Origin of the sequence: Neobacillus niacini (assembly GCF_048572935.1) — a bacterium.
Taxonomy (GTDB): domain Bacteria; phylum Bacillota; class Bacilli; order Bacillales; family Cytobacillaceae; genus Neobacillus; species Neobacillus niacini.
The window spans coordinates 2,858,475-2,878,351 of record NZ_CP183883.1; the positions used below are offsets into that span (position 1 = coordinate 2,858,475).

At 37.3% G+C, this 19,877-nt stretch carries 23 protein-coding genes; 22 read left to right on the forward strand and 1 reads right to left on the reverse strand.

The window, feature by feature from the left end:
• The first annotated feature begins 5 nt into the window (after positions 1-5).
• From ypeB to fni, 6 genes are all read left to right on the forward strand, one after another.
• Positions 6-1,358, forward strand: coding sequence for a germination protein YpeB (ypeB, locus tag ACN6MT_RS13935; RefSeq protein WP_419956257.1), 1,353 nt, complete (start codon positions 6-8; stop codon positions 1,356-1,358).
• A gap of 63 nt (positions 1,359-1,421) precedes the next feature.
• The gene (locus ACN6MT_RS13940) at positions 1,422-1,598 is read left to right on the forward strand and encodes a YpfB family protein (RefSeq protein WP_179596437.1); all 177 of its coding nucleotides are present in this window, start codon (positions 1,422-1,424) and stop codon (positions 1,596-1,598) included.
• Positions 1,599-1,753: 155 nt separating this feature from the next.
• Positions 1,754-2,428, forward strand: a complete 675-nt coding sequence (gene cmk, locus ACN6MT_RS13945) for a (d)CMP kinase (RefSeq protein ID WP_419956258.1) — start codon at positions 1,754-1,756, stop codon at positions 2,426-2,428.
• Positions 2,429-2,430: 2 nt separating this feature from the next.
• Positions 2,431-3,012 carry a lysophospholipid acyltransferase family protein gene (locus ACN6MT_RS13950; RefSeq protein ID WP_419956259.1) on the forward strand — a complete coding sequence of 194 codons (582 nt, stop codon included), beginning with the start codon at positions 2,431-2,433 and terminating at the stop codon, positions 3,010-3,012.
• A 128-nt stretch (positions 3,013-3,140) separates the two neighbouring features.
• A complete protein-coding gene (gene rpsA / locus ACN6MT_RS13955; RefSeq protein ID WP_419956260.1) occupies positions 3,141-4,280 on the forward strand; it encodes a 30S ribosomal protein S1 in 1,140 nt (379 codons plus the stop codon).
• Positions 4,281-4,292: 12 nt separating this feature from the next.
• Positions 4,293-5,351: a type 2 isopentenyl-diphosphate Delta-isomerase gene (gene fni, locus ACN6MT_RS13960; protein WP_419956261.1), complete on the forward strand. Its 1,059-nt coding sequence runs from the start codon at positions 4,293-4,295 to the stop codon at positions 5,349-5,351.
• 30 nt (positions 5,352-5,381) lie between these two features.
• On the opposite strand, the gene ACN6MT_RS13965 is transcribed toward fni, so the two are convergent.
• Positions 5,382-5,525, reverse strand: coding sequence for a YpzI family protein (locus tag ACN6MT_RS13965; RefSeq protein ID WP_082799342.1), 144 nt, complete (start codon positions 5,523-5,525; stop codon positions 5,382-5,384).
• Positions 5,526-5,635: 110 nt separating this feature from the next.
• On the opposite strand from ACN6MT_RS13965, the gene ACN6MT_RS13970 reads away from it, so the two are divergent.
• From ACN6MT_RS13970 to aroH, 16 genes are all read left to right on the forward strand, one after another.
• Complete coding sequence (locus ACN6MT_RS13970; protein ID WP_419956262.1) at positions 5,636-6,244, forward strand: YphA family membrane protein; 609 nt, start codon at positions 5,636-5,638, stop codon at positions 6,242-6,244.
• Positions 6,245-6,440: 196 nt separating this feature from the next.
• Entirely contained in the window at positions 6,441-7,751 is a 1,311-nt protein-coding gene (gene der / locus ACN6MT_RS13975; RefSeq protein WP_419956263.1) for a ribosome biogenesis GTPase Der, read from the forward strand.
• A gap of 22 nt (positions 7,752-7,773) precedes the next feature.
• Positions 7,774-8,829: an NAD(P)H-dependent glycerol-3-phosphate dehydrogenase gene (locus ACN6MT_RS13980; RefSeq protein WP_063251221.1), complete on the forward strand. Its 1,056-nt coding sequence runs from the start codon at positions 7,774-7,776 to the stop codon at positions 8,827-8,829.
• Between the two features lie 475 nt (positions 8,830-9,304).
• Positions 9,305-9,490: a DUF2768 domain-containing protein gene (locus tag ACN6MT_RS13985; RefSeq protein WP_063251220.1), complete on the forward strand. Its 186-nt coding sequence runs from the start codon at positions 9,305-9,307 to the stop codon at positions 9,488-9,490.
• 37 nt (positions 9,491-9,527) lie between these two features.
• Positions 9,528-10,238, forward strand: a complete 711-nt coding sequence (locus tag ACN6MT_RS13990; RefSeq protein WP_419956264.1) for a hypothetical protein — start codon at positions 9,528-9,530, stop codon at positions 10,236-10,238.
• A 326-nt stretch (positions 10,239-10,564) separates the two neighbouring features.
• On the forward strand, positions 10,565-12,043 hold the full coding sequence (gene spoIVA, locus ACN6MT_RS13995; RefSeq protein ID WP_063251218.1) for a stage IV sporulation protein A: 1,479 nt from the start codon (positions 10,565-10,567) through the stop codon (positions 12,041-12,043).
• Positions 12,044-12,404: 361 nt separating this feature from the next.
• Positions 12,405-12,677, forward strand: coding sequence for a non-specific DNA-binding protein Hbs (gene hbs / locus ACN6MT_RS14000; protein WP_034676225.1), 273 nt, complete (start codon positions 12,405-12,407; stop codon positions 12,675-12,677).
• 195 nt (positions 12,678-12,872) lie between these two features.
• Positions 12,873-13,439, forward strand: a complete 567-nt coding sequence (gene folE / locus ACN6MT_RS14005; RefSeq protein ID WP_034676224.1) for a GTP cyclohydrolase I FolE — start codon at positions 12,873-12,875, stop codon at positions 13,437-13,439.
• A gap of 12 nt (positions 13,440-13,451) precedes the next feature.
• Positions 13,452-13,688 carry a trp RNA-binding attenuation protein MtrB gene (mtrB, locus tag ACN6MT_RS14010; protein WP_034676222.1) on the forward strand — a complete coding sequence of 79 codons (237 nt, stop codon included), beginning with the start codon at positions 13,452-13,454 and terminating at the stop codon, positions 13,686-13,688.
• 173 nt (positions 13,689-13,861) lie between these two features.
• The gene (locus tag ACN6MT_RS14015) at positions 13,862-14,683 is read left to right on the forward strand and encodes a heptaprenyl diphosphate synthase component 1 (protein WP_235847035.1); all 822 of its coding nucleotides are present in this window, start codon (positions 13,862-13,864) and stop codon (positions 14,681-14,683) included.
• Positions 14,684-14,687: 4 nt separating this feature from the next.
• Positions 14,688-15,392 carry a demethylmenaquinone methyltransferase gene (locus tag ACN6MT_RS14020; RefSeq protein ID WP_034676216.1) on the forward strand — a complete coding sequence of 235 codons (705 nt, stop codon included), beginning with the start codon at positions 14,688-14,690 and terminating at the stop codon, positions 15,390-15,392.
• A 43-nt stretch (positions 15,393-15,435) separates the two neighbouring features.
• Entirely contained in the window at positions 15,436-16,398 is a 963-nt protein-coding gene (hepT, locus tag ACN6MT_RS14025; protein WP_419956265.1) for a heptaprenyl diphosphate synthase component II, read from the forward strand.
• 155 nt (positions 16,399-16,553) lie between these two features.
• Positions 16,554-17,000 carry a nucleoside-diphosphate kinase gene (gene ndk / locus ACN6MT_RS14030; protein ID WP_034676210.1) on the forward strand — a complete coding sequence of 149 codons (447 nt, stop codon included), beginning with the start codon at positions 16,554-16,556 and terminating at the stop codon, positions 16,998-17,000.
• A 241-nt stretch (positions 17,001-17,241) separates the two neighbouring features.
• The gene (gene aroC / locus ACN6MT_RS14035) at positions 17,242-18,414 is read left to right on the forward strand and encodes a chorismate synthase (protein WP_419956439.1); all 1,173 of its coding nucleotides are present in this window, start codon (positions 17,242-17,244) and stop codon (positions 18,412-18,414) included.
• On the forward strand, positions 18,414-19,487 hold the full coding sequence (aroB, locus tag ACN6MT_RS14040) for a 3-dehydroquinate synthase (RefSeq protein WP_419956266.1): 1,074 nt from the start codon (positions 18,414-18,416) through the stop codon (positions 19,485-19,487). Before aroC ends, aroB begins: the two co-directional genes overlap by 1 nt.
• 15 nt (positions 19,488-19,502) lie before the next feature.
• A complete protein-coding gene (gene aroH / locus ACN6MT_RS14045) occupies positions 19,503-19,877 on the forward strand; it encodes a chorismate mutase (RefSeq protein ID WP_034674488.1) in 375 nt (124 codons plus the stop codon).

Genomic DNA, 19,877 nt, shown 5'->3' on the forward strand with positions numbered 1-19,877 from the left:
AAAGGATGATAAGAGGAATAATTATTGGTGTTCTAGCACTGGGTGTGGCAGGAACAGCCTACTGGGGATATCAAGAACATCGGGAAAAAAATGCTATCTTATTAAATGCTGAAAATAATTATCAACGTGCCTTTCATGATCTTACTTATCAAATGGATTTACTTCACGATAAGATTGGAACCACTCTTGCGATGAATTCTAGGCACTCTTTATCCCCTTCACTAGTTGAAGTTTGGAGACTTACCTCTGAAGCACATAGTGATGTGGGGCAGCTGCCGTTGACATTGCTTCCATTCAATAAAACCGAGGAGTTTTTGGCTAAAATTGGAAAGTTTAGTTATCGAACAGCAGTAAGAGATTTAGAAAAAGAACCATTATCAGAAGAGGAATATGAAACCTTAAAAGTTCTATATAAGCAATCTGGGGATATTCAAAATGAACTGCGTAAAGTCCAACATATGGTTTTGCAAAATAATCTTCGCTGGATGGATGTTGAACTTGCGTTAGCCTCAGGAAAAGAACAAACCGACAATACGATTATTGATGGATTTAAAACAGTTGAAAAAACCGTATCAGGCTACGATGAAAGTGATTTTGGTCCGACCTTTACGAACTTGCAAAAGAAGGATGACAACTTTAAGAAAATTAAGGGGAAAACCATATCCGAAAAAGAAGCCATCAGCATTGCGAAGAAATATATGAAATTTGATGGGAATGCAGAGGTTAAAGTAACGGAGAATGGTAAGGGTTCAGACTACGGTTTTTATAGTATCTCGATAAGAAATAAGAAAACAGGTCAAGAGGGCAGCATGGATATTACCAAAAAAGCAGGGTATCCTATTTGGTTTATTAATCATAGAGATGTTACCAAGCAGAATCTTAGTCTAAACGATGCTAATCTTAAAGCTGCAGCATTTCTAAAGGAGAATGGGTATAAAAACCTAGAACTGTTTGAGAGCACTCAATATGATAATACTGGTGTATTTAATTTTGTCACCAAAGAAAACAATATCAGAATTTATCCTGAGGCGCTCAAAGTAGAAGTAGCGCTCGATAATGGCAGCATTATTGGATTCTCGGCAGAGGATTATTTAAAATCATTTAATGAAGCAAGAGAAATTGAAAAACCAGTATTAACTAGTGAACAAGCTCGAGCAAAGGTAAATCCTAACTTTAAAGTAATGGAAGAAAGACAAGCGGTCATTGTAAATGATTTGAACAAAGAAGTATTATGTTATGAATTCTTAGGAACTATTGGTGACGACTCCTATCGAATCTTTATTAATGCAGTAGACGGTGTCGAAGAAGAAGTAGAAAAACTAAAAAATGCCGAAGAAGTCTATGACGAAGTAATCTAAGGTTTAGAATAAAATCATGCCATCGCTCCAATAATAGGAGTAATTGGAATTTGGAGTGATGGTATGAAGATTGTAGAAAGAATTTTAATAAAAGTAATTATAATCCAATTTATCTTTCTTTTTTTCGCTCAGCTATTCTTACATCAACTAGATATTTTTCCACAATTAGAACAGTTAACAAAATACGAAGGTGTAAATGAAAATACATTTACTGAGATTCTACAAACCTTTAGTGATTAAAGAGCAGGATTCCTGCTTTTTTTTTATTCTCAAAGTGGGAACAGTATAAAAGAAAATCAATTATAAAAAATGCTAAAATAAAGAGGCATTCAGCTTTCTTATGGTAAAATAAATAAGAATGTGTCAGACGAACATGTGTAAACTTAGGAGGATCTATGGAAAAAAAATTATCAATTGCAATAGACGGACCTGCTGCAGCCGGCAAGAGTACAGTAGCAAAAGTTGTGGCAGAAAAGTTATCCTACATATATATAGATACCGGTGCAATGTATCGAGCCTTAACATATAAAGCACTGGAAAATAACCTAAATTTAGAAGATGAAAACTCACTATTAAACACTCTATTATCAACAAAATTAGAACTATTTCCGTCACCAAAGGGTCAATTGGTGTTTCTTGATAAACAAGAAGTAACTGAAAACATTCGTTCAGCAAAAGTGACAAATTCCGTTTCCATTGTGGCCAAGCACCAAATGGTCCGTAAGGAAATGGTGAGAATGCAGCAATCCTTCGCCGTAAATGGAGGGGTTGTGATGGACGGCAGGGATATTGGGACACATGTGCTTCCAAATGCGGAAGTAAAAGTTTTCCTGCTTGCAAGTGTAGAAGAAAGAGCGGTAAGACGACATACGGAAAATCTCCAAAAAGGCTATCCTTCCGATTTAGAACAATTAAAGGCAGAAATCGCCCGTCGTGATAAAATAGACTCTGAACGAGAATTTGCGCCTTTGAAAAAAGCAGACGACGCAATTGAAATTGACACAACATCTTTGACGATCCCAGAAGTTGTAGAAAAAATTATGGCTCTAGTGCATGAAAGGGTTGGATGAGTGTGACGTTTTATTCGTTTGCAAGATCAGTTGTTGCGGGAGTTATTAAACCGTTATATCGAATTGAAGTTAGTGGATTAGAGCATTTTCCTAAGGATGGCGGGGTGCTGCTTTGTACAAATCATATTCATAATTTTGATCCTTTGGTTGTTGGTATTACAGCTCCTAGACCTGTCCATTTTATGGCAAAGGAAGAACTATTTAAAGTTCCTGTATTAGGTAATATAGTGAGAAAGTGCAACGCTTTCCCGGTAAAAAGGGGGAAGGGGGACAGGGAATCACTAAGAGCTGGATTAAAGGTATTAAAAGATGGAAATGTTTTCGGGCTTTTTCCTGAAGGAACACGAAGTAAAACCGGTGAAATCGGCAAAGGTCTAGCGGGAGCAGGTTTTTTTGCTCTTAGAACAGATGCTGATGTGGTCCCCTGCGCTATAATTGGTCCCTACAAAAGTTTAGGGAAATTAAAGGTTGTTTATGGAAAACCGATTGCAATGGAGGAAATGAGGGCAGCAAAAGCCTCTGCTGAGCAGGTGACTGAATTAATAATGTCAGAAATCCATAAACTTATTAAAGAGCACCGATAGGTTCTACTTGACAAAATCCGCTATTTGTAAGAAGTTAATAAAAAGAGATTTTATTAGAATATTCACTCGTTTATCATTTTGATATTATATAATTTATTTAGTAGTAATTGGATTAAGGAGGAATACATATGTCGGAAGAAATGAACCAAGTAGAAGTAAAAAATTATACCGTTGGTGATAAAGTCACCGGACAAGTCACGAAAGTAGAAGAAAAACAGGTTATTGTAAATATTCAAGATAGTAAACATGATGGTATCATTCCAATTAGTGAGCTTTCTAGCCTTCATGTTGAAAAAGCCTCTGACGTTGTTTCTGAAGGTGATGAATTAGAACTTGAGGTATTAAAAGTGGAAGAGGACGCCCTTGTCTTATCAAAAAGAAAAGTAGATGCTGAAAAAGCATGGGTAAATCTTGAAAATCTTTTCAATAGCGGAGAAATATTTGAAACTGAAATAAAGGATGTAGTAAAGGGTGGTCTTGTCGTTGATCTTGGCGTACGAGGCTTTGTGCCAGCATCTTTAGTAGAAGCTCATTTTGTCGAAGATTTTTCAGATTATAAAGGTAAAAATCTAACTTTTAAGATTGTTGAGCTCGATAAAGAAAAAAATCGTCTAATTCTTTCACACCGTGCAGTGGTGGAAGAAGAAAAAGGAAAACATAAGAAAAACATCCTTAACAGTATTACTCCAGGATCAGTAATTGATGGAACTGTTCAAAGAATTACAGATTTTGGCGCATTCGTTGATATTGGCGGTATTGATGGCCTTGTTCATATTTCTCAACTATCATATGAACATATTAATAAACCTTCAGATGTGGTGCAAGAAGGTCAAAAAGTAACAGTTAAGGTTCTTAGTGTAGATCGTGATAATGAGAGAATTTCTTTATCTATTAAAGAAACACAGCCAGGACCATGGTCTAATATAGCTGAAAAAGCACCTAAGGGAAGCTCGTTAACAGGAACAGTGAAGAGATTAGTTTCTTATGGTGCATTTGTAGAAGTTTTCCCTGGCGTAGAAGGCTTAGTTCATATCTCCCAAATTGCCCATAAGCATATTGGTACACCTCATGAGGTATTAAAGGAAGGGCAAGAAGTGCAAGTGAAAGTACTAGATGCAAACGAACAGGAGCAGAGACTTTCACTTAGTATTAAAGATCTTCTTGAAAAAGAAGTGGAAGAAAACTTTGATTATGAACTTCCAGAAGAATCTAAAGGATTCCAGCTTGGCGAAATGATTGGCGATAAATTAAAGAATCTGGGAAAATAATGGTGATATTAAGTGTCTAGATCTGAACGGAAATGGGACCATATTCGCTATGCAATAGAAACTGGGCAAAAGCGATCAACAGCATTTGATGATGTCCAATTTATTCATCAAAGTTTACCAAACATTAATGTTTCAGATGTCACCTTTGATCAGAAAATTGGCGAACTTTCTTTAAGTTCGCCAATTTTTATCAATGCTATGACAGGCGGCGGTGGGGAAAAAACCTATTCCCTTAATAAGCAGCTGGCAATAGTGGCAAGAGAAGCTGGACTTGCCATGGCAGTGGGATCGCAAATGTCAGCATTGAAGGATCAATCTGAGCGATATACATATGAAGTAGTTAGAAGAGAAAACCCATCTGGAGTGTTGATTGCCAATTTAGGAAGTGAGGCAACACCTGCTCAAGCAAAAGCGGCAATTGATATGATTGAGGCAAATGCCCTGCAAATCCATTTAAATGTAATCCAGGAACTCACAATGCCCGAAGGAGACCGGGAATTTTCTGGCGCTTTAAAAAGAATAGAAGCCATTATAAAAGTGGTTAACGTCCCTGTCATAGTAAAGGAAGTCGGCTTTGGGATGTGTAAAGAAACGGTAGAGACGCTTTCATCAATAGGTGTTTCAGCTGTGGACATTGGAGGTTTCGGGGGAACCAATTTTGCTCAAATAGAAAACAAGCGAAGTAAAAAATCACAAGCGTTCTTTAATCAATGGGGAATACCTACAGCGATATCAATTTCTGAAGCCTCTCATGCTTCAAAATCAATTACAATCATTGGTTCTGGGGGAGTTACTTCTAGTGAAGAAATTGCTAAAGGAATAGCGTTAGGAGCTAGTGTGATAGGCTTTGCAGGCTTTTTCTTAAAAATCCTTGTTGAAGAGGGAATCGATGCACTATATGAAGAAATTTCGTCCCTTCATGATGAGTTAACCATCATTATGACGGCTTTAGGAGCGAAATCTATTCAAGAACTACAAAGAGTCCCATTGATGATAACTGGTCAAATGCATCATTGGTTAAATCAAAGAGGAATTGATACAAAAACATACAGCCAGCGAACTATAAAATAAGCTCCCGCAGCAAGCGGGAGCTTATTTTTTTCAGCTATACTTATTATCGTTTAATCCACGTGCCTCTTCTGGGCTTTGAAGCTTAGTTGAACCTGGATAATGCAGCGCCTGGTCACGGTCTGATTCAACTTTACCACTTGCTTTTAACTTTTTTTCTTGTCGATCTTTTCCCATTCCTCCACACCTCCTACTATTAACATGAATTTGTTGAGGAAAGATTATTCAGGGAAGTATGAAACTACATAAAGAATACCGATAATGGAGATAGTAGGAGGTGTGTGATATTGGAAGGTTTAATGTTTTATTGGATTTTTTGGTTATTTTGGGTATATATAACCTTTTTTATGAACAAGCAAAATCCCTATCGTACAAAATTAGCAACCGCCATTTTAGTTTTGATAATCCTTTCAAATTTAAAATTTATGTTTTTGAGCTACGAGTTTTATGCTAGTGGATTATTTATGCTGCTATTATCTTATATTATTTTTAGTAAGAAAAAGCTGGGTTCATTACTATATGCCTTTATTTGTTCATTTATTGTAACGATTGCATATGTTGCATTTAACTTATTTGTCATTTATGATCCAGTATGGCTGATTTTTCAAAAGGAATGGATGATGGGAATATTTTTTTGCTGCTTAGCAATCTTTTTACAAGCATCACTTAAAGACAGATTGTTAATGATTGTAAGTGGCAGTGTACAAGGAGAAATCTTATATGCCTTTTATTTGAGTAAATTTGAATTTTCATATTCGATTGGTTCCATGGCATACCTTGATGTGATTTCATTAATTACAATTCTTTTGGTAAGTTGGAGTATCCTAGAAAATGCAGGTTCCTTCTTTCAAAACCATTTTCATTTTTTGGAAAAGGGCAAGCAAAAATCTTCCTAACATAATTCTTCCATGTTATGGATTGCGGTAAAGGACTAACATTGCTAAAATAATATGGTTAGACCCTTCTCTTCAAAGAAGGGTTTCTTTATCATTAGTACGCAATTGCTTAATTATATAAAATTGAGTTTCTCTGCTTTAACGATAATAATAACAAAATATTGATAATCATATGGATGAAAGGATGGCGATTATAATGGTAAAACCTGTTATAGCCATTGTAGGGCGACCAAATGTTGGGAAATCAACTATTTTCAACAGAATTGTAGGGGAAAGAATTTCCATCGTTGAGGATATCCCAGGAGTGACGCGTGATCGAATCTATAGCTCAGGGGAATGGTTGACACATGATTTTAATGTAATTGATACCGGTGGTATTGATATCGGGGATGAACCGTTTCTCGAGCAAATTCGCCAGCAGGCAGAAGTAGCGATTGATGAGGCTGATGTTATCATTTTCTTAACAAACGGAAGAGAAGGGGTAACGGCTGCAGACGAAGAAGTAGCAAAAATTTTATATAAATCAAAAAAACCAGTCGTATTAGCTGTTAATAAAATTGATAATCCTGAAATGCGTGAACAAATCTACGATTTTTATTCTTTAGGATTCGGTGAACCTATACCAGTATCCGGCTCTCATGGCCTTGGATTGGGTGATCTACTAGATGAAGCCGCTAAACATTTCCCTAAAAATAAGGGACAGGACTATGGTGCAGATGTCATTAAATTTTCTTTAATAGGCCGACCTAATGTTGGGAAGTCGTCATTAGTGAATGCAATTTTGGGTGAAGATCGTGTCATTGTAAGCGATATTGCAGGTACAACGAGAGATGCTGTCGATTCTCCTTATACATATAATGGCGATAAGTATGTCATTATTGATACGGCTGGAATGCGGAAAAAAGGAAAAGTCTATGAGAGTACCGAAAAATATAGTGTACTCCGTGCCTTAAGGGCAATAGAACGGTCCGATGTTGTTTTAGTTGTCATTAATGCAGAAGAAGGAATCATTGAACAGGATAAGAAAATTGCCGGATATGCCCATGAAGCTGGAAGGGCAATTGTTATTGTAGTCAACAAATGGGATGCTGTTGAAAAAGATGAAAAAACAATGAAGGAACTTGAACAAAAAATTAGAGAGCATTTTCTCTACTTAAGTTATGCTCCGATTGTTTTCTTGTCTGCAAAGACGAAAAAACGTATTCATACTCTACTGCCAATGATTAATACAGCTAGTGAAAACCATGCAATGCGTGTCGAAACAAGTGTGTTAAATGATATAATTATGGATGCAGTAGCCATGAATCCAACACCAACGGATAAAGGTCGTCGATTAAAAATTTACTACACCACACAAGTAGCTGTTAAACCGCCAACCTTTGTTGTTTTTGTTAACGAACCAGAATTAATGCATTTCTCTTATGAGCGCTTCTTAGAAAATCGAATCCGGGAAGCGTTTGGATTCGAAGGAACCCCGATAAAAATTTATGCAAGAGAAAGAAAATAATTTTACGGTGGGAGTGATCTAAATGCGGGAAAAAAAAGAAGCTGTAGCTGTTATTGGTGCCGGCAGCTGGGGGACCGCACTCGCGATGGTCCTTGCAGACAATGAGCATGAAGTCAGATTGTGGAGTCATAATGAATCCCAGGTTAACGAAATCAATGAGTTTCACACAAATAAAAAGTACTTGCCTGAAATTGATTTACCTGCATTAATTGTTGGTTATGCTTCATTAAGTGACACTCTATCCGGAATTAAAACCGTGATATTAGCGGTACCAACCAAAGCCATACGCGAAGTACTTGGGAAAATACGTACAGTTCAAAACTCGCCATTGACGATTGCGCATGTAAGTAAAGGAATTGAGCCGGATTCCCTTTTGAGAATAACTGAGCTGATAAAGGAAGAAATGCCAAGTGAGCTTTTAAAAGCTGTGGTCGTCCTTTCTGGTCCAAGCCATGCTGAGGAAGTTAGCCTAAGACATCCGACAACTGTAACTGTTTCGTCAGAAAATATGGTTGCAGCAGAAGAGATACAAGATTTGTTTATTAACCATAATTTTCGAGTCTATACCAATCCAGACGTTATAGGGGTGGAAATTGGTGGAGCATTAAAAAATATCATTGCTTTAGCTGCCGGAATTACGGACGGGCTTGGGTACGGTGATAATGCTAAAGCTGCCTTAATAACGCGAGGACTAGCTGAAATCGCTCGACTTGGAACAAAGATGGGAGCGAACCCTCTCACTTTTTCTGGGTTAGCTGGTATCGGGGATTTAATTGTAACTTGTACAAGCGTCCATTCGAGGAACTGGAGAGCGGGAAACCTACTTGGTAAAGGGAACAATCTTGATGAGGTTCTCGATAATATGGGAATGGTTGTTGAAGGAGTTAGGACAACGAAAGCTGCCTATCAACTTGCTAAAAAGTATGAGGTCAGTATGCCGATTACATTTGCCCTTTATGATGTTTTATTTAATGGGAAAAATGCGAAAGATGCAGTTGATGTTTTAATGGCACGTGGAAAGACTCATGAAATGGAGGATTTAGTTAATATTCTCGAAGAAAGAAATCATGAAGATTAAAAAATGCGCATTTTTACTGAAAAAATAGGCATTCATTGAGTGCGTTTTCCCGCATAGTTGCATACAATGCAAGCGAAGCACACGTGTAGTATGAACCTAAATGTTTGGGTTATTTAGTCACTAAGGCTGAAGTAAGGAACTCGCCCCTCTTTACTTCAGTTTTTTTATGTTGATGGGGTGTGTTGATTTGTGCTCCACTAAGGAAGGCTACTTTGAATAATCATCGCAGGGACAGGCGGTTTCTGCCTGTCACGAGGCACTTCGCTTTCCGCAGGCGTTGCGGTGAGCCTCCTCGGCGCTAGCGCCTGCGGGGTCTCTCCAGCTCCGTACTCCTGCAGGAGTCTTCGTGCCTTCCGAACAAATCAACACGCTATAAGAATTAGAATTCCTTCTTTCTTTTATGTAAAAAACAAAAGTACTTAAGAAAGCACTGGCCATATGTTATAATAGCTTTCGGAATAAGGGGGGTGTCCTAATGTCACCAGGTATGTTGAAAATGTGGATATCGATTGCCGGAATGGGAATCATGTTCCTTGCTATTATTACAATTTATTTGAGCCGTTATAAGTTAACAGGAGTGCTAAAGTTTTTTACTGCGGTACTTGCTTACATTTTTTTAATCATTTCGGGAATCACGTTGGTTATTGTCCTTTTTACATAAGGTTGTTTTCAAGAAAAAAGAAAAAATAGGTGATTGTATGAATTGGAAGGCCATTGTCACATTGATCGTTCTAACTTCTTTGTTTTTATCGGGATGTATGTATCCATCTGAGAAGTTAGCGGAAAATCAAATCCCATATACAGACCAAATCGCTGCAGTTCAACAAGCAGTAAATTCTTTTAAGGAGGAGAATGGCGGAATCTTGCCGATAAAAACAAGAGACGCTGAGACTCCAATCTATCAAAAATATCCAATTGAATTTAAAAAATTAGCTCCTAAATATATTGCAGAGCCTCCAGGGAACGCGTTTGAAAGTGGCGGGATATTTCAATATGTCCTAGTCGATGTAGAAACCAATCCAACTGTAAAACTATTAGATTTGAGAATGGCTGATACCATTCGGGATATTAATATTAGGATAAAATCCAACGGTTACCCGCCATATAAAGAAAAAATTGCTGATAATGTATATACAATTGATTTTAACGAATTGGGGTATAAGCAGGAGCCGTACGCCATTAGTCCATACTCGAATCAAAATCTGCCGCTTATAGTAACGACAAATGCGGAGGTCTACGTCGATTACCGTCAAGATTTATTTCAGGAACTGAAGAAAACGGACGAGAAGGTAATACCAGGCGAGGATATTCGTAATATTCTTGTAAAAGATTCGATGTTTGTTCCCGCCTATTCTTTACCGTATACAGTGGATTCTAAGACTAAAGAACCAGTTTTTTTAAAGCAATAAGTAATATCAAATAGTCATAACCCTTCTCCTTCGAAATATATTGTAGGAGTAGGGTTTTTTTGGTTATATAAATGCCATATACCAGTTCGGTTAAAGATATACGGTTTGGGTGTCTCTTCCGTGTTACTTTTTCCATAAACCCTCATTCAATCAACTGTTCAGACACAACAGATACTAGCATATTCAAGAAATAAATAGTTAAGGGGGTAAAAAAATTTTAAAAAACTGTCATAACAATGTAGGACAACGTCATAAATATATATTGTCCAAAAATATCTTGATGGATAATATTATCCCACTTTACTCTATGATCGGGAGGGGATCACTTGGAAAAGGTTGATATTTTCAAAGATATTGCCGAAAGAACTGGCGGTGATATTTATTTAGGAGTAGTAGGTGCTGTTAGAACAGGAAAATCCACATTTATTAAAAAATTTATGGAGCTTGTGGTTTTACCCAATATAGACAACGAAGCAGAGAGATCTAGAACAGTGGATGAACTTCCACAAAGTGCTGCAGGGAAAACAATCATGACAACCGAGCCCAAGTTCGTTCCGAATCAAGCTGCTAGTGTGCATGTAGACGAAGGACTTAATGTAAATATTAGACTGGTTGATTGTGTCGGTTATACTGTACCAGGTGCTAAAGGGTACGAGGATGAAAATGGTCCTAGGATGATTACGACTCCTTGGTATGAAGAGCCGATTCCGTTCCATGAAGCGGCTGAAATTGGAACAAGGAAAGTCATTCAAGAGCATTCTACGATTGGTGTAGTGGTGACTACTGACGGTACAATTGGTGAAATACCAAGAAGCAATTATATCGAAGCTGAGGAAAGAGTGATTAATGAGCTTAAGGAAGTTGGCAAACCGTTTATTATGGTTGTAAATAGCGCTCAGCCATATCATCCGAGCACGGAAACACTTAGATCCAGCTTAGCCGAAAAGTATGACATTCCAGTATTAGCAATGAGTGTTGAAAGCATGCGTGACAGTGATGTACTTAACGTTCTGAGAGAGGCGCTTTACGAATTTCCAGTACTTGAGGTTAATGTTAATCTCCCTAGCTGGGTAATGGTATTGAGAGAGAATCACTGGCTGCGTGAAAGCTATCAAGAAGCAGTGAAAGAAACGGTCAAAGATATCAAGAGATTAAGAGATGTTGACCGGGTGGTGCAGCAATTTAGCGACTTTGACTACATTGAGAAAGCGGGATTAGCCGGAATTGAAATGGGTCAAGGTGTAGCAGAAATCGACTTATTTGCTCCAGATGAACTATACGATGATATTTTAAAGGAAATTGTAGGGGTAGAAATTAGGGGGAAAGACCATCTCCTTGAGCTTATGCAGGATTTTGCTCATGCAAAAGCGGAGTATGATCATATATCAGACGCCCTAAGAATGGTGAAGCAGACAGGTTACGGTATTGCCTCACCGTCACTATCTGATATGAGTCTAGAGGAACCGGAAATTATTCGCCAAGGCGCAAGATTCGGAGTAAGGCTGCGGGCTGTAGCTCCATCAATTCATATGATAAAGGTCGATGTTGAATCGGAGTTTGCTCCTATTATTGGTACTGAAAAGCAAAGTGAGGAGTTAGTTCGCTACTTAATGCAAGACTTCGAAGATGATCCTCTATCCATTTGGAATTCGGATATATTTGGACGCTCGTTAAGCTCCATCGTTAGGGAGGGTATACAAGCAAAACTATCCTTAATGCCTGAGAATGCGAGATATAAATTGAAAGAAACACTAGAAAGAATTATAAACGAAGGTTCAGGCGGTTTAATTGCAATAATTCTTTAATACTGGAGACTCCAAATTGGAGTCTTTTTTCTGTTTTTACAAAAATCAACAGCTAATTTAGTCAAAAATAGGAGGAATTTGTAGAAATGAAGAAAAGATTACCATTATTTCATGAAATATTCTTGATAAGCTTAAATGATTGTGATAATCTTTTAACAGATTCACGTTTAGTGCTTAAAACCTTTATATAATAAGGTTTTTTATTAAAAAGTAGATTAAAATATCAAAAAATGTAATTTTTAATTACTTTGCCAATAAAACCGCACTATGACGTATAGAAATTAGAAAAATTGTTTAGAAATGTAGATAAGTAATCTTATTTACGATTCTTAACTTACATTATTGGGAGGAGGTGAATAGCATGAACAAGACAGAACTAATTAACGCAGTTGCAGAAGCAAGCGAACTTTCTAAAAAAGACGCTACAAAAGCAGTTGATGCTGTTTTTGATTCAATTCTAGATGCTTTGAAAAATGGTGATAAAGTCCAATTAATCGGTTTTGGTAACTTTGAAGTACGCGAACGTGCAGCACGTAAAGGACGTAATCCTCAGACTGGTGAGGAAATCGAAATTGGTGCAAGCAAAGTTCCTGCTTTCAAACCAGGTAAAGCACTTAAAGATGCAGTAAAATAATTACATAAATTTATTGCTTCGGCAAAAAGGTCATGGTAACGTCCATGACCTTTTTTCTATGTAACTTTGAATTTATTTAGTTCTCGCTGCGTGAGGCTAATAGGTCTAGCCGCTAACACTTTTCTCTTTATCTGCAGTTGTGCTAATATGTATTTGTCATATATACTTGTTTGATACAGTATAGGGGGAATATGCATGACTGAAGTGAATCGCACCCAAATTGAGGAAGCGGTGCGTTTAATATTAAAGGCGATTGGCGAAGACCCGACGAGAGAAGGCCTTGTTGATACGCCGAAACGAGTAGCAAAAATGTATGAAGAGGTCTTTAGTGGTCTGAAAGAAGATCCGAAGAAACATTTTGAAACCATATTCAGTGAAGACCATGAAGAACTAGTTTTGGTAAAGGATATCCCATTCTATTCCATGTGTGAACATCATCTTGTACCTTTTTTCGGAAAAGCACATGTAGCATATATACCTAAAAATGGTCGTGTAACAGGATTGAGTAAATTGGCAAGGGCAGTAGAAGCTGTTGCTAAGAGACCTCAGCTGCAGGAGAGAATTACCTCTACCATTGCTGATAGCATGATGGAAAAATTAAGCCCTCATGGAGTAATGGTGGTTGTCGAGGCAGAACATATGTGTATGACGATGCGCGGGGTAAAGAAACCAGGTTCAAAAACTGTGACAACAGCAGTTAGGGGAAATCTTGCCAATGATACAATTGCTCGATCAGAAATTCTAACATTAATTAAGAATTAAGTGGGGGATACTATGGAAAAGCGTGAAGCGCAAAGTAGTGACTTTGTTGTGATAAAAGCAATCGATGATGGAGTTAGTGTAATCGGTTTAACGCGGGGAACGGATACAAAATTTCATCATTCTGAAAAGCTTGATAAAGGGGAAGTATTAATTGCTCAGTTTACAGAACATACATCAGCAATAAAAATTAGAGGAAATGCAAAAATAATGACTCAATTTGGCGAAATTGAAAGCGAAATGAATAAATAACTGAGATCTTGTCTAATTCGTTCATGTTCATTATTTTTATGATTCTTATGCCCTGCGGTAGAAATGTATTTATTTTGTGAATTTCTGCCCATACATACGCTTTTATGATATAATTGTCACTGCCTTGTTTAAACAAAAGGAACAAAAAATATATAAAATTCGGGGAAGCAAGGGTGATTATATTGCCAGACATTCGACAAAAGTTTACAGACATTAAGGAGCAAGTTGAGCAAAAAGTATTTCATCCTTACTTGCTAAAACATATCGAAATGCCTGTAATTGATGAAGATAAACTGCTTATTCTTGTATCCATTATGGATAGACTCGAATTGTCTTACAATGAGATAAAGAATTACGCAATGACAACAATGCTAATACAAATTGCCCTTGATACCCATGAGCATATATCGAATGCTGCTGTTGATGAAATTAATAGACAATTAACAGTCCTAGCTGGGGATTATTATAGTGGATTGTATTATAAACTGCTGGCTGAGTCAGAAGATATCAATATGATAAGAGAACTCTCCAGAGGTGTAAAAGAAGTTAATCAACATAAAGTATCCATTTATCAAAAAGAACTGGATGAAATAGAAAAATTAATGTCAAGTATAAAGAAAATTGAAAGCTCTTTACTCGTTAAATTCTCTGAATGTTTTAAAGTGGACTTATGGAATGAATTTATAATAAATTTATTTTTCTTTAAACGTTTGCTCCTCGAAAAAAACCGCTTCTTGGAAACTGGAAGCAGCTTCATGTTCGAATCGATGAAGGATCTTATTTTTACGAATAAAAATCTTTCAATTAAAAAATTATCAAATAATCAGCAAAGAGATTTGCTTGTGATTTGTGATCGTTATCTTGATTCTTCAAAAAAATTTCTAATAAATGGAATAAGTCAGCTCCCATATTTAAATGATATGCTTGAAGCTAGAATTACTTCGATCATTAATGAACATCAACCATTTGCGAAAACTTTAGTGGAAGAAGGGTAAGCATATGCAGCAATCCAAGGAACAACGAGTTCATAAGGTTTTTGAGAAAATTTCCGATAACTACGACAAAATGAACTCTGTGATTAGTTTCCAGCAGCACATAAAATGGCGTAAAGATACGATGAAAAGAATGAATGTCAAGCCAGGTTCAAAAGCGCTGGATGTCTGTTGTGGAACAGGGGATTGGACCATTGCATTAGCTGAGGCCGTTGGTCCTTCCGGTGAAGTTACTGGATTGGATTTTAGTCAAAATATGCTAAATGTTGGGATTGAAAAAGTAAAGAGCATGGGTCTAAAGCACGTTAACCTAATCCATGGAAATGCCATGGAGCTGCCTTTTGCTGATAATAGCTTCGATTATGTAACAATAGGTTTTGGCTTACGAAATGTACCGGATTATCTTCAAGTGCTAAAAGAAATGAACCGTGTATTAAAGCCAGGAGGCATTGCAGTCTGCTTAGAAACCTCCCAGCCTACTCTTATTGGTTATAAACAACTTTATTATTTTTATTTCCGATTTATCATGCCGTTGTTTGGCAAATTATTTGCAAAGAGCTATCAAGAATATTCTTGGCTCCATGAATCTGCACGAAATTTTCCGGGTATGAAAGAATTAGCGCGGATGTTTGAGACTGCAGGCTTTAAAGATGTTTATTTTAAGCCATATAGTGGTGGAGCGGCAGCAGTTCATATAGGGTATAAAAAGTAAAATTTTTTGATATGTAAACAGGATGAAAAGCTGGTGAATACAAATGAAATTAAAGATGATGTATTCATTTTTGAATTCAGATATTAATATAATTGAGAAAAATTTAGAAGAGACAATCCAGGCGGATTCTCCTCTTTTGAAACGGGCTTCTTTGCACACCCTGCAGGCAGGAGGTAAAAGAATTCGGCCTGTTTTTGTTTTATTGGCTGGAAAGTTTGGCCAGTACGATATTAATGTGATGAAAAACGTTGCAGTTGCACTTGAATTGATTCATATGGCTTCTCTTGTGCATGATGATGTAATCGACGATGCGGATATTAGAAGAGGCCAGCCAACAGTTAAAGCAAAATGGGACAACAAGACTGCTATGTATACGGGTGACTTTATTTTTGCCCTTTCCTTAGAATTGATGAGCAAAATTAATAAGCCCTTAGCTCATAAAATATTGGCCCATACCATTGTTGAAGTATCTATTGGTGAAATCCAGCAAATCAAAGATAAGTATCGTTTTAATCAAAATCTTAGGGATTATTTGCGTAGAATTAAGAGAAAGACTGCCTTGTTAATTTCTGCCAGCTGTCAGCTCGGTGCTATCACTGCTGGTGTTGATGAGACTATTCATAAAAAATTGTACCTTTTCGGATATTACGTAGGAATGGCATTCCAAATAACAGATGATATTTTGGATTTTACCTCGACGGAAGAAGAACTTGGTAAGCCAGCTGGCAGCGACTTACTACAGGGGAATATTACTGCTCCAGCTCTTTTTGCAATGGAAAATGATACAATTCGCCGTGAGATTGAAAAGGTTCACGAGGATATGGAACCTGATCAAATACAGAACATAATTTCCCTTATTAAAGAGTCAGGTGCTATTGAAAGATCCATCGCATTAAGCGATATGTATCTAGATAAGGCCCTAGAAGTACTAGAAGAACTCCCAGCTAATAAAGCAAAAAAAACACTGCGGGATATCGCTAAATATATTGGAAGACGCAAATATTAGGGAAAAGAGAGTGAAACCGTGGTTTACTCTCTTTTTTTATTTATTCACGTTTTGAAATCGCTTTCGACTTGCGAAATATTCGAAAAAATGTTAACATCTTCATGGATTGTCCCACTATGGCAATTATTATACATACTATATTAGGAGTGGAATACATGGAAAAAACATTTTTAATGGTGAAGCCTGATGGTGTACAGCGTAATTTAATCGGAGAGATCGTTGCTCGTTTTGAAAAAAAGGGCTTCCAATTAGTAGGCGCTAAATTAATGAGCATCCCGACAGAACTTGCTGAGGAGCACTATGGTGAACATAAAGAACGTCCATTCTTTGGTGAATTAGTAGATTTCATTACATCTGGTCCTGTTTTTGCTATGGTTTGGCAAGGTGAGAATGTTATTGCAACTGCTCGTCAAATGATGGGTGCAACAAATCCTAAAGACGCAGCACCAGGAACAATCCGCGGCGATTTTGGCTTAACTGTTGGAAAGAATGTTATTCACGGTTCGGATTCACCTGCAAGTGCGGAGCGTGAAATTGGATTGTTTTTTAAAGAAGGCGGAGTTGTTGAATACTCTAAACTAGTTAACGAATGGATTTACTAATTTAGATAAAAGAGGCACTTGTATAGCATATACAGGTGCCTTTTTGTATGCGTATACATTTGAAAAAATAAAAATATTTTAGAAACAATAGTATACAAATAGAGTATCTGTTATTATCATTAGATAAATAATCATCATGCAATTTATGCTATTTTCAGATAATTGTACTAGGTTTATTAGTCTGTTTATGGTATATTTATAAAAATCCTTTAATGAGTTGAAGGGGGAAAGTGTAATGGGAATGAGATACTTAACAGCTGGAGAATCACATGGTCCAGAATTAACAACAATATTAGAAGGACTACCAGCAGGAATGCCTTTATTAGCGGAAGATATTAATACAGAGCTGGCAAGACGCCAGCAAGGATATGGCCGTGGAAGAAGAATGCAAATAGAGAAAGATACGGTTCAAATCACATCGGGAGTTCGTCATGGTCAAACACTTGGATCTCCTATTGCATTAGTGGTTGAGAACAATGACTGGAAGCATTGGACTAAAATTATGGGAGCAGACCCACTAATTGAAGGTCAAGAGGATGAAGTAAAACGTAAAATAACTCGACCAAGACCTGGTCATGCAGACTTAAATGGTGCGATAAAATATGGTCATCGAGACATGAGAAATGTCCTAGAACGATCATCTGCGCGAGAAACTACTGTTAGAGTTGCTGCGGGTGCTGTTGCTAAGAAACTATTATCTTTAGTTGGTGTTACACTTGTTTCACATGTTGTCGAAATTGGTGGTATTAAGGCTAATGGCAACCTAAATTTATCAATTGATGAGCTAAAGGAGCGAACTGAGCTTTCACCTGTACGATGTGCAGACCCTGATGTAGAGCAGGAAATGATGAATGCTATTGACAATGCTAAGAAGAATGGTGATTCCATTGGCGGCGTTGTCGAAGTCATTGCAACTGGAATGCCGGCAGGTGTGGGCAGTTATGTTCAGTATGATAGGAAATTAGATGCAAAACTTGCAGCTGCTATCGTAAGTATCAATGCCTTTAAAGGAGTAGAATTTGGTATCGGCTTTGAGGCAGCAAGAAAGCCTGGAAGTGAAGTTCATGATGAGATTGTTTGGGATCAAGATAATGGTTATACACGAAAGACAAATCGTTTAGGCGGTTTTGAAGGTGGAATGTCCACTGGTATGCCGATTGTCGTTCGCGGAGTTATGAAGCCTATTCCAACGTTATACAAGCCGTTAATGAGTGTTGATATCGATACGAAGGAGCCGTTTTCTGCAAGTGTTGAGCGTTCAGATAGCTGTGCTGTACCTGCTGCAGCTGTTGTTGCGGAAAATGTTGTCGCATGGGAACTTGCTAATTCGCTTATCGATCAATTTTATAGTGATCGGTTTGATACATTCGCTGCTGAAATTAAACGTCAGCGTGAATACGCGAGGGGATTTTAATGGAGACCATTCAAATTCAAACAAGCTCCAAAAGCTATAATGTGTTTGTTGGCGAAGGCGTAAAAAATGAAATCAGCTCTTTTTTAAATAATCATTTTACAAAACTGACTAAAATATTAATTATTACAGATGAAACGGTTGCAAGTATTCATCTTGATAATCTATTAATGCTTCTGACTGAATGGGATCCAGTTGTTTTTACAGCCCCTAGTGGTGAAAAAGCAAAAACGTTCGAGGTATACTATGACGCCTTATCCACCGCATTAGAAAACCAACTAGACCGAAAATCTGTCATTCTTGCTTTTGGCGGTGGTGCAGTAGGTGACTTGTCAGGATTTGTTGCAGCCTCTTTTATGAGAGGTATACCATTTATTCAAGTTCCAACTACTATCCTTGCACACGATAGTGCTGTTGGTGGGAAAGTCGCTATTAATCATCCTCTGGGAAAAAATATGATTGGTGCTTTTCATCAGCCAGAGGCTGTTTTCTATGATTTAGAATTACTCCATACACTGCCTGAACAAGAAATTCGTTCAGGTTTTGCAGAGGTTATTAAACATGCACTTATTTATGACTCAGCCTTTTATGACTGGCTGAAAACAGATATTCATCATCTTGATTCGTTAACCACAGAACAATTATTCAAATCACTTACTAGAGGAATTCAAATAAAAAATGAATTTGTTTCTAAGGATGAGAAAGAAACGGGAATTCGTGCGTACTTGAATTTCGGACATACACTAGGACATGCCATTGAATCAGAAATGGGCTATGGGAATTTTACACATGGCGAAGCCGTAATGATTGGTATGATTTTTGCGTTAAAGATCAGTAAAGAGGTTTCAGGTCTAGCCTTTGATACAGAAGAGTTTATTACCTGGGTGCAAAGATTGGGATACCAAACAGAAATACCAGGTCACTTAACAAACGAGCATTTGCTGGCAAAAATGAAGCTAGATAAGAAATCAGCTGGTGGAACAGTGAAATATGTAGTATTAGAGCAAATAGGAAAACCAAAACTTTGTGAGCTTTCAGATGATTTTTTATTAACACAGCTCGAGAATTTCAAATAACAAGGGGGGCTTTTCATGATTCGAGGGGTGAGGGGAGCAATCACCGTAGATTGTAATTCTGAAGAATCTATTTTAATAGCTACAGAAGAGCTTTTGAGACAAATAATTGAGGGTAACAATATTCTTCCAGAGCAAGTTGCTTCCGTATTTATATCAACCACTGAGGACCTAAACGCTACTTTTCCTGCAAAGGCAATGCGTAAGTTTGCTGGCTGGACCTTTGTACCAGTTATTTGTATGAGAGAATTGCCAATACCTAATTCATTGCAAATGTGTGTTAGAGTTATGATGCATGTAAATACAGCTGTACCGCAGGAAGAAGTTGTACATGTTTATTTAAAAGGGGCAACGGTATTGAGACCTGACTTAGGCAATAGTGTTGCCAAATAG

What these genes read in the sequence shown, in the direction of transcription:
- ypeB (WP_419956257.1), top strand. Translation starts at nt 6, where the DNA reads ATGATAAGAGGAATAATTATTGGTGTTCTAGCACTGGGTGTGGCAGGA.
- ACN6MT_RS13940 (WP_179596437.1), top strand. Translation starts at nt 1,422, where the DNA reads ATGAAGATTGTAGAAAGAATTTTAATAAAAGTAATTATAATCCAATTT.
- cmk (WP_419956258.1), top strand. Translation starts at nt 1,754, where the DNA reads ATGGAAAAAAAATTATCAATTGCAATAGACGGACCTGCTGCAGCCGGC.
- rpsA (WP_419956260.1), top strand. Translation starts at nt 3,141, where the DNA reads ATGTCGGAAGAAATGAACCAAGTAGAAGTAAAAAATTATACCGTTGGT.
- ACN6MT_RS13965 (WP_082799342.1), bottom strand. Translation starts at nt 5,525, where the DNA reads ATGGGAAAAGATCGACAAGAAAAAAAGTTAAAAGCAAGTGGTAAAGTT.
- der (WP_419956263.1), top strand. Translation starts at nt 6,441, where the DNA reads ATGGTAAAACCTGTTATAGCCATTGTAGGGCGACCAAATGTTGGGAAA.
- ACN6MT_RS13980 (WP_063251221.1), top strand. Translation starts at nt 7,774, where the DNA reads ATGCGGGAAAAAAAAGAAGCTGTAGCTGTTATTGGTGCCGGCAGCTGG.
- ACN6MT_RS13985 (WP_063251220.1), top strand. Translation starts at nt 9,305, where the DNA reads ATGTCACCAGGTATGTTGAAAATGTGGATATCGATTGCCGGAATGGGA.
- ACN6MT_RS13990 (WP_419956264.1), top strand. Translation starts at nt 9,528, where the DNA reads ATGAATTGGAAGGCCATTGTCACATTGATCGTTCTAACTTCTTTGTTT.
- hbs (WP_034676225.1), top strand. Translation starts at nt 12,405, where the DNA reads ATGAACAAGACAGAACTAATTAACGCAGTTGCAGAAGCAAGCGAACTT.
- folE (WP_034676224.1), top strand. Translation starts at nt 12,873, where the DNA reads ATGACTGAAGTGAATCGCACCCAAATTGAGGAAGCGGTGCGTTTAATA.
- mtrB (WP_034676222.1), top strand. Translation starts at nt 13,452, where the DNA reads ATGGAAAAGCGTGAAGCGCAAAGTAGTGACTTTGTTGTGATAAAAGCA.
- ACN6MT_RS14020 (WP_034676216.1), top strand. Translation starts at nt 14,688, where the DNA reads ATGCAGCAATCCAAGGAACAACGAGTTCATAAGGTTTTTGAGAAAATT.
- hepT (WP_419956265.1), top strand. Translation starts at nt 15,436, where the DNA reads ATGAAATTAAAGATGATGTATTCATTTTTGAATTCAGATATTAATATA.
- ndk (WP_034676210.1), top strand. Translation starts at nt 16,554, where the DNA reads ATGGAAAAAACATTTTTAATGGTGAAGCCTGATGGTGTACAGCGTAAT.
- aroC (WP_419956439.1), top strand. Translation starts at nt 17,242, where the DNA reads ATGAGATACTTAACAGCTGGAGAATCACATGGTCCAGAATTAACAACA.
- aroB (WP_419956266.1), top strand. Translation starts at nt 18,414, where the DNA reads ATGGAGACCATTCAAATTCAAACAAGCTCCAAAAGCTATAATGTGTTT.
- aroH (WP_034674488.1), top strand. Translation starts at nt 19,503, where the DNA reads ATGATTCGAGGGGTGAGGGGAGCAATCACCGTAGATTGTAATTCTGAA.